Genomic DNA, 9,006 nt, shown 5'->3' with positions numbered 1-9,006 from the left:
GGGCGCCAGCAGGATCTCTTCCTTGCGGGTGCCGGACGGGTCGATGTCGATCGCCGGGAAGATGCGCCGGTCGGCGATCTTCCGGTCGAGCTTGAGCTCGGCATTGCCGGTGCCCTTGATGTCCGACGTGACGTCGGTGGTGTCGCTCAACGGGATTCCTTTCGACAAGCCTGGACTGGCGGACTTGAGGCACGGTGGCCGGCCCGCGGACGCACCGGCACCGCACCCGCTACGGGGTGCTGCGGCATTCGCGGTGATCCGATCGCCACCATCTGCGGCCTGGTCCGGCCGTGCGGGCGATTCAGGAGACTGCGGGTCGGCGGCCAGCGCGCGTGCAAGAACTGCAACAAAATCGGCGCACGTCGACCCGCATGAGATTGCCGCACTCGGCGGCTACTGCGACGAGAGTAGCCAACTCGCTGCCGCGATGGCAACCGGGTCCCGCTGCGACTGCGCCGAGGGTCACGCCCACTGTCGCCAACCCGGTGGATTGCTGAAACCGGCGCCCGTGACGGTTACGCCTCCGGCGGAACCGCACTCGCGCGGGTTCTGGCGCGGCCCGTGTGGTGGGTATGGTGAGCCGATGTCGGACGTGGCACACCTTGGCGGGGGCGCCGGTGGGCGGCGCACCCGGCCATTGTTGCGCACGCTCGTCGGGGATGTGCTGCGCCGCCACCGCCTCGAACAGGGGCGCACCCTCGCCGAAGTGGCCCGCGACGCGTGCGTCTCGATGCCGTATCTGTCCGAGGTCGAGCGGGGGCGCAAGGAGGCCAGCTCCGAGGTGCTTGCCGCCGTGTGCGACGCCCTGCGCATCGACCTCGCCGACCTCCTCGCCGAGGTGGGGCGCGATCTGCTCGACGACCGCACCCCCGTCGTCCACCTGCGGATGGTCGGGCTGCACGGTGCCATCGCCCCGCCCGGGCACCGTCCCACGCAGCGGCCCGACGGGGTCGTGCTGCTCGCCGCCTGACCGCCGTGCCCGGGCACCGTCCGGCGCGCCGGACCGGAGGGCTGAAGCTCCTCGCCGCCTGCCCACCCGCCCGGGCACCGTTCCCCGCAGCGGCCCAGCCGGGGTCGTGCCGCTCGCCACCGGATCGCCGTGCCAGGGCACCGTCCTGCCCGGGTCCTTCGGCCCGCCGCCGGAGAGCGGTGCCAGGGCACCGTCCCGGCCGGGGTGCTGCGGCACGCGTCCGGTTGCCTCGCCTACCGGGTGGTCGACCTCCCCCGGTGGTCGACCACCCGCGATGGTGGGCCGGCCACACCATCACCGCCGGCCGGTCTGTGGGGTCAGCTCGCCTGTGCCAGCTGCAGGGAGCGGGCCGCGCGGCTGGTGACGACCTGGTCGGCGATGCCGTAGGCGACCGCGTCGGATGCGGACAGCGTCATGCTCCGGTCGGTGTCGGCCCGGATCTTGTACACCGGCTGCCCGGTGTGCTCGCTGAGGATCTCGTTCATCTCGGCCCGGACCTTGGCCAGCTCCTTGGCCTGCACGGCCAGGTCCGGCAGCGTGCCACGGGCCTGGCTCGACGGCTGGTGCAGCGTCACCTTCGCGTGCCGCAACACCGAACGCCGCCCCTTCGTGCCCGCCGCGAGCAGCACCGCGGCCGCCGACGCCGCCTGCCCGACGCAGATCGTCGAGATGTCGCACCGCACGAACTGCATCGTGTCGTAGATCGCGGTGAGCGCGCTGAACGAGCCGCCGGGCGAGTTGATGTACAGCCCGATCTCCTGCTCGTTCTCCGACTCCAGGTGGATCAGCTGGGCAATGACCACATTGGCCACGCCGTCGTCGATCTCGGTGCCGATGAAGATGATGCGTTCAGAGAGCAGCCGCGAGTAGATGTCGAACGCCCGCTCGCCGGTCGGTGTCTTCTCCACCACCGTCGGGATCGTGTACTGGCTCATGCTCCCAACCCCGCCATCCGCTGCGCGACCGCGGGACGGACGTCGGCCACCTCTTCGAGGATGTGGTCGATGAGCCCGTAGTTCAGGGCCTCCTCGGCGGTGAACCAGCGGTCGCGGCGGCTGTCCCGCTCGACGGTCTCGACCGGCTGCCCGCTGTGCTCGGCGATCAGCCTGACGAGGGTGGTGCCGATCCGCTCCAGCTGCTCGGCGTAGATCTCGACATCGGCCGCGGTGCCGCCGAAGCCGGCCGAGCCCTGATGCATCAGGATCTGCGCGTGCGGCAGGCTGAACCGCTTGCCTGGGGCACCACCCGACAGCAGGAACTGCCCCATGCTGCCGGCCAGCCCCATCGCGAGGGTGCTCACATCGTTCGGGATCAGCCGCATCGTGTCGTAGATTGCCAGACCGGCGCTGACCGACCCGCCGGGTGAGTTGATGTACAGGCTGATGTCGCTGCGTGGGTCCTCCGCCGACAGCAGCAGGAGCTGCCCGCACAGCCGGTTGGCGACCTGGTCGTCGACCTCCGTGCCGAGCACGATGATCCGCTGGTACAGCAACTGGGCGGCAACCTGGTCGTCGAGCGTCCCCGCGTGCATCGCGGTGAGCCCTGTGGCGTACTGCATGGCGTTCTCCCTCGCGTCCGGTCTTCCTGATCCACCATGGGATCGCCGGACGCTCAGGACCAAGCGCATCTGCTGTCAGCAGAGCCGGACCATGCGGCGGTAGCGCTGGCCCCACCCCGGTTGAGGTGCAACCACCACTGACGCGGCACCTCGTCGCCGCGAGCATTGTCGGTGACGAGTTGTCACGACGAGGGAGCAATCATGGCGAAGGTGTTGTCGCGGCGTACGGTCCTGGCCGGCGCGGCGGGTCTGGCAGGTGCGGCGGCCGGGCTGAGCGGTTCCGGCCCGGCGGGCGCCGCCGGGTCCGGTGCGGCGGCCGCCGCACCGACAACCTCGGCGGCCGCGGGCGGGGCCGCAGATCTCATCGCGGTCACCGGGGTCACGGCGGTCGACGCGGGCGGTGCGCGACGGGATCAGACCGTGCTCATCCGGGGCGGCCGCATCCTCGACGCCGGGCACCTGCACCGGGTGCCGGTGCCGCACGGCACACGGGCGATCGACGGCCGCGGCAGGTACCTCATCCCGGGTCTGGCCGACATGCACACGCACGCCGTCGGGATCGACCCCGCCGACCCGGAGCTGTACATCGTCAACGGCGTCACCACGACCCGTGAGATGTCGGCGAGCGACGCCGCCGTCACGTGGCGCCGGGAGATCGCAGCGGGCGGCCGCCTCGGTCCACAGTGGACCATCGGCAGTGCGATCGTCGACGGCTCGCCGTCGTTGTGGGAGGGCATCGGCATCCCGTACCTCGCGGTGGCCGACGCCCCGCAGGCCCGTGCGGCCGTGCGCGACCAGGTGACGGCCGGCGCGCAGTTCATCAAGACGTACACCCGCCTGACCCGCGAGGCATTCCACGCCATCGCGGCCGAGTCCAGGCGGCTGGGCGTGCGGTTCCTGGGGCACGTCCCCGACTTCGTCCAGCTCGCCGAGGCCAGCGACGCCGGGCTGCACAGCATCGAGCACCTCTTCGAATTCTGGTACGACACCTCCAGCGAGGAGGACCGGCTGCGCCGCGGGATCGCGCAGACCCCGATCGACGGCGGCGACTACGCCGGCTGGTTCACCAAGCTGCACCCGCTGGAGCTGGCCGCGGCCCGCAGCTACGACCGCGGCAAGGCGGCACGCGTCTTCGAGCGGCTGGCCCGCAACGGCACCCACGTGACGCCGACGCTCAGCGTGCACTGGACCTGCGACGTCCCCCAGGACGTGCCGCGCGACGATCCCCGGTTCCGGTATGCCAGCGCCGACATGCTGGCGTACTGGCAGTGGGCGACCGACAGCATCTACCTCAAGGGTCGCACCGCACAGGAGAGCACCGAACGCCGGGAACTGTTCGACCGCCGGCTGCGCCTCGCCGGCGAGCTGGCGAAGGCGGGCGTGCCGCTGATGACCGGGACCGACCTCGGCACCGCGTACCTGCTGCCCGGGTTCGCCCTGCACGACGAACTGCGCTGGCTGGTGCGGGCCGGTCTCACGCCGCTGCAGGCATTGCGGGCGGCCACCCTCGAGCCGGCCCGCAGCCTGGTCGCCGACCTGGTCCTGCTCGACGCCGACCCGCTGAGCGACATCGCCAACACCACGAGGATCGACAGCGTGTTCGTCCGGGGTCACCTCATCGACGCGCCGGCCCGCCGGCGGATGCTCGCCGACATCGAGGCCACCGTTCGCGCCGCCACGCCGACCGGCGCCGTCCCCGCCTCGGCCGCCTGCGCCTGCCACGGCGCCCCGGCACGGCAGCCTCGCCACGCCGCCGCGTGACGGCCGGCACGTTCATCGCCACTCGAACCGGCGCAATCCAGGCGAGAGCGGCGACCACCTACCCCGTCACCCCAGCGTCACGCTCGACTGCCCGCCACAACGATCGTCACTCCTTCCGAGTGAGGCGGTTCGGCGGCGAGATGAAGACCGTTGCAGCTGGGAGCTGACCAACTCGCCGAGCTGCACCGACACGCGTCAACAGCGACGCTGAGCTCAAACGGGCGAAGCCAGAATCCTCACCTGATCGGCGCAGAAGGACTGGGCCGTCAACCGGCAATCTGAGAGGACGCATCATGAGCGATCTGATTGCAATCGGATACCGCGACCTGACCACAGCCAACGCCGCCCGGGAAAAGATCATCGATCTGCAGCGGCAGGGACTCATCACCGTACGCGACGCCGCCGTGGTGGACGTTGGTCCCGACGGCAAGATCCGGCTGCATCAGGGGACCAGCGCGACCGGTGTCGGAGCTGCTGGTGGGGCCCTGTGGGGTGGCCTCATCGGGCTGCTGTTCTTCGCGCCCTTCCTCGGTATGGCAATCGGTGCGGGCGCCGGTGCGCTTGCTGGAAAGGCCACCGACGTCGGGGTGGACGACAAGTTCATGAAAGACGTCGGCGCAGCGATGCAGCCCGGCTCTGCGGCACTGTTCCTGCTCGTCGACCAGGTCACCGTCGACAAGGTCATGGCGGAGATGGCGCCGTACCAGTTCGGCGGCAAACTGCTCCGCAGCTCCCTGAGCATGGAGGCGGAGGAGCGCCTGCGCGACGCCATCCAGGCCTTGCATCTGACACCCGCGTAATGCACGAGCGCAGGTATCGGAAACCTGGAGCACCGTGTTGGACCGTCGACGGCCGTGACGGGTGTAGTGCCCACATGCCGTCGACGGTCCACTCACTGATCCCATGATCGCAGCTGGGGCGTGGGCAATACTTGCGGCCGCGTCGTTGCTGATCGGGGCCGTCGTCGCACTGACGGTCAGAGTGCCGCCACAGGTCGTGGGCGACGTCATGGGTTTCGGTGCCGGGGCACTGGTGGCAGCGCTCGCCTATGAACTCATACCCACCAGCCACGTCGCCGACTGGCTGATCTGGGTCAACTTCGGCATCGGCGCCCTGGTCTTCTACGGTCTGGACAGCGTGCTGGAACGTCGATCGGCGACCGGGTCCGGCGCGGGAGTGTCGATCGCCCTCGGCGCACTGCTCGACGGCGTCCCGGAGTCCATCGTTCTCGGTGTCGGCGTGGCCGTCGGCGGGAACGTCAGCATCGGCTTCCTCGTGGCCGTGCTTGTATCGAACGTGCCCGAGAGTCTCTCGTCGACCGCCGACCTGCGCAAGACCCACTCCGCTGCCTGGATCTATCGACTCTGGGCGGCCATCGTCGCCTGCTCCGGGCTGGCCGCCATCCTCGGCTACGCCCTCGCGTCGCACCTCTCCAACGTGGACGGACGCTACGTGCAGGCGCTCGCCGCCGGCTCCGTGCTGACCATGCTCGCCGACTCGATGATGCCCGAGGCCTTCAGCCGGGGCGGTCGCCGGATCGCGCTGCTGACGGCGCTGGGATTCGCGATCGCCGCCTTCCTCACAACGCTGGACTGAAGCTCCCGCCGGCGACGGCTGGTTCGTTTCACTCGAGGCGACCGTGCGAAGTGACGGTCGGGCCCGCTCGTTGCCCGGCCGATGATCCAATCGTCAGCTGCGGTCGCCGCCGGTGGAAACGGCAGCGTCACGAGGCGTTCGGCCAGCGCGACGCAGTCGGCCGGCTCCACCGGCGGATCAGGGCCGGGCAGCACGGCCGGAAGGTAGCAGACCATGCAGCGCGTTGGTGGCCTCTCCGCTGATGGAAGGAGATGCTCCGCGTCACCGGCTCGGGTCAGCCGCCGCTCGGTGCCTGGCGGCGCGTCCCCACGAACCGACCGATGCCGACCAGGGCAGCGAGGAGCAGCCACAGCGGTACCAACATGAACAGCAGCGACGGCCACACCGTCCAGAACGGCAGGGCCGGCGACTGCCGCACGTTGAGCACCATGCCGATCGCCCCGAAGATCATGCCGGGGAGCAGCCCGATCGCCGCGAGCGTCACGACGAGCGCCAGCAGCGGGCGGGGCCGGCGCGTCAGCAGCATGGCGGCGAGCGCCCCGGCCGCCGCGCCGAGAAGCGCCCCGGCCAGCGTGGCAAGCCCGAGGCCGGCCGGTGCCGCCCGGTGAAACGTGAACGAGGAACCGAAGCCGTCGGTGCTGAACACGACGGCCAGGTCGCCGCGTTCCGCGGTCCACTCCTCGCACGGCCCCGCCATGGTGCGGTGCAGGTTGCGCCAGCCGTGCAGCAACGCGTTGGCCTGCGACTGACGCGACAACCCGCAATCCGCGTTCGTCGCCGCTGCCTGACCCTGCTCCGGCGGGGCGTAGCCGACCTCGACGAACCCAGGGCCGAAGTCATCATCGCCGAGCGCGAACCCGTACCCATAGTCGCGCCGCTGGGTCCCATCTGTGGGATCGACCCCCGGCAGCAACTCCGCCGCCAACTCGATCGCCCGGGTGTCAGTGGGCAGCGGCCTGGAATCGCGGCCGCCGTACCAGGAGCCAGCGGTCGCACCGGCCGTCGCCATGATCAGCGTGCAGGCGATCACCACCCACGTCCGCAGCGCACCGCCAGCCACCGGATCCTCCCAGGTCGAGTGGCGCGAAGCCTAACCCGCCGGCCGCTGCGGGCGGTGCCCGCTCGGCTGGCCACAGCGGCACGGCGCGCCTGATTACCATCAGTTTCTGCATCACAACGGGATGGAGCCCTCGGCCGCGACCGGAAGGCCCGCCGTGTCCCTGGACCTGGACGTCACCGATGCCGAGCACACCCCAAGGCAAATCACGCCAATGCCGTTGCACCGGTCCAGCCGCACAGCGCAGGTCAGCCACCTCTGGCGGCGTCGACGAAGGCGCGGACCAGTGTGGTCTCTGCGGCGCTGCGCCACACCGGGGCGTACCGCAGGACCGGGCCGTCGGTGATGGGCACGAATGCGAGGTCACGACGCTGCCGGGAGGCGGCCGCGTACGACCCGACGGGGGACACGACGCCGCCGACGCCGATCGCCGTGAGGGCCTCCTCGAGGGTGGCCGCGGTGGTGCCGCGCCGGATGGGCCGCCCGGACGGTGTCACGGCCGGAGTGTGCGCCTGCCACACGTAGTCCGGAACGGGACCCTCCAGGTCGACGACCAGGTGATCGCCGAGGTCCTCCATCTCGACCCGGTCCCGGCCGGCCAGCGGATGCGCGGAGGAGACGGCCAGCACCAGCCGCTCGGTGTACAGCTCCGGCCCGACGGTGAGGTCGGGCTCGTGGACGGGCAGCCAGAGCAGGCCGATGTCGACCCGGCCCGCGCGCAGCCCGCCGAACGGGTCGGAGGGGAGGATCTCGCGCATGCGCAGCTCGCATCGCGGATGCCACTGCCGGAACAGGTCGAGGACGGCCGCGATCTCCCGGTGGTGGGTGTCGAAGGTGCCGATGGTCAGGGTGCCGACCTGTCCGCGAGCGGCGGAGGCGGCCTCGTCGATGCCGGCCATGATCTCGCGGTAGCCCGCGTCGAGCCGGTCGCGCAGCCGCTCACCGAGCGGGGTGAGCCGCACGCTGCGGCTGGTCCGCTCGAACAGGGCACCGCCGATCCGGCGCTCCTGCTGTTTGATCGACTGGCTGACCCGCGCCTGGGACACGCGGAGGCGTTCGGCCGTACGCCCGAAGTGGAGCTCTTCGGCCAGTGCCAGGAAGATCTCGATGTCGCGCAGCTCCACCAGGCCGCCTCCCCTCCGGTCACCGCGCGTGCGGATCCTGCCCCTGAACTGCGTGATCGGGGAAGCTTACGGCTTCGACGCCGAACGATAACCGGTGGCTTATGCGGCGGTTCGATCTTTTGCGTTGTTCCGCCCAGGTGGCGGGCACGATCGTGGGTCCATGAGCGAAACCACGATCGATATTGGGACCAGGACACCACCGATGCCAGCAGGTCGAGGGGGTCGCCGAGTGACCTCGGACATGCAGAAGTTGCCGACCGGGTTCGGGCGGCTGTGGACCGCGCAGACCATCTCCTCGCTCGGCGACGGGGTAACCCACGCCGCACTACCACTGCTCGCACTGACCCTGACGCGGGACCCGATGGCACTCGCCGTCGTCACCGCCGCCGGGACACTACCCTGGCTGCTGTTCGGAGTACTCGGCGGCGCGCTCGTGGACCGCTGGGACCGGCGGCGCACCATGTGGATCGCCGACACGGCACGCGCGGTACTCCTCGCGATACCCGCAGCCGCCGCCATGCTCGACGTCCTGAGCGTTCCACTGCTCGCCGCCCTCGCCTTCCTCCTCGGCCTCGGCGGACTCTTCTTCGACACCGCCGCCACCGCCTACCTACCAGACCTGCTCCGCCGCGACCCCACACTCCTGCAACGCGCCAACTCCCGCCTCCGCGGCACCCAAACCGCCGCATCCGGCTTCGCCGGACCACCCGCCGGCAGCGCCCTGCTCGCACTCGGACGCGCGGTCCCGCTGCTCGCCGACGCGGTGTCGTTCGCGCTTTCCGCACTGCTCGTCCGGTCACTGCCCCCCATGCCCCGGCCCGTACCTGAAGCCCGCGAGTCACTGCTCCGCCAAGCACGGACCGGGGCCTCCTACGTCGTCCGGGACCGGCTCCTGCTCGGCCTCGCACTGCGTCCAGCGGTCGGCAACGTCGCCTTCCTC

Annotated in this window: 8 protein-coding genes and 1 pseudogene; 5 read left to right on the top strand and 4 right to left on the bottom strand. The window is 70.8% G+C overall.

The window, feature by feature from the left end; genetic code table 11:
• Positions 1 to 583: 583 nt before the first annotated feature.
• Positions 584 to 853 (top strand): annotated as a pseudogene (locus ACFPIJ_RS33575) (helix-turn-helix domain-containing protein); the annotation flags it as partial.
• A gap of 434 nt (positions 854 to 1,287) precedes the next feature.
• Here ACFPIJ_RS33575 and ACFPIJ_RS33570 read toward each other — a convergent pair.
• Together ACFPIJ_RS33570 and ACFPIJ_RS33565 are read right to left on the bottom strand one after the other, a co-directional pair.
• Entirely contained in the window at positions 1,288 to 1,905 is a 618-nt protein-coding gene (locus ACFPIJ_RS33570) for an ATP-dependent Clp protease proteolytic subunit (protein ID WP_380121122.1), read from the bottom strand.
• The gene (locus ACFPIJ_RS33565) at positions 1,902 to 2,528 is read right to left on the bottom strand and encodes a ClpP family protease (protein WP_380121120.1); all 627 of its coding nucleotides are present in this window, start codon (positions 2,526 to 2,528) and stop codon (positions 1,902 to 1,904) included. The genes ACFPIJ_RS33570 and ACFPIJ_RS33565 overlap by 4 nt, the downstream gene beginning before the upstream one ends.
• Positions 2,529 to 2,729: 201 nt before the next feature.
• Here ACFPIJ_RS33565 and ACFPIJ_RS33560 point away from each other — a divergent pair, with 201 nt between their 5' ends.
• From ACFPIJ_RS33560 to ACFPIJ_RS33550, 3 genes are all read left to right on the top strand, one after another.
• A complete protein-coding gene (locus ACFPIJ_RS33560; RefSeq protein WP_380121118.1) occupies positions 2,730 to 4,289 on the top strand; it encodes an amidohydrolase family protein in 1,560 nt (519 codons plus the stop codon).
• A 293-nt stretch (positions 4,290 to 4,582) separates the two neighbouring features.
• Positions 4,583 to 5,089, top strand: a complete 507-nt coding sequence (locus ACFPIJ_RS33555; protein ID WP_380121116.1) for a DUF1269 domain-containing protein — start codon at positions 4,583 to 4,585, stop codon at positions 5,087 to 5,089.
• A 103-nt stretch (positions 5,090 to 5,192) separates the two neighbouring features.
• Entirely contained in the window at positions 5,193 to 5,885 is a 693-nt protein-coding gene (locus ACFPIJ_RS33550; RefSeq protein WP_380121114.1) for a ZIP family metal transporter, read from the top strand.
• A 274-nt stretch (positions 5,886 to 6,159) separates the two neighbouring features.
• On the opposite strand, the gene ACFPIJ_RS33545 is transcribed toward ACFPIJ_RS33550, so the two are convergent.
• Both ACFPIJ_RS33545 and ACFPIJ_RS33540 read right to left on the bottom strand, forming a co-directional pair.
• Entirely contained in the window at positions 6,160 to 6,945 is a 786-nt protein-coding gene (locus ACFPIJ_RS33545) for a hypothetical protein (protein WP_380121112.1), read from the bottom strand.
• Between the two features lie 245 nt (positions 6,946 to 7,190).
• Positions 7,191 to 8,066 carry a LysR family transcriptional regulator gene (locus ACFPIJ_RS33540; RefSeq protein ID WP_380121109.1) on the bottom strand — a complete coding sequence of 292 codons (876 nt, stop codon included), beginning with the start codon at positions 8,064 to 8,066 and terminating at the stop codon, positions 7,191 to 7,193.
• 241 nt (positions 8,067 to 8,307) lie between these two features.
• Between ACFPIJ_RS33540 and ACFPIJ_RS33535 the strand changes: the two genes are divergently transcribed.
• The coding region (locus tag ACFPIJ_RS33535; protein WP_380121107.1) for an MFS transporter at positions 8,308 to 9,006 on the top strand (699 nt) is incomplete at its 3' end.

The sequence above is a fragment of the Dactylosporangium cerinum genome, from assembly GCF_042653625.1.
Classification (GTDB): Bacteria; Actinomycetota; Actinomycetes; order Mycobacteriales; family Micromonosporaceae; genus Dactylosporangium; species Dactylosporangium cerinum.
Note: the sequence above shows the minus strand (reverse complement) of the source record. Positions and strands in the feature narration are given on the sequence as shown.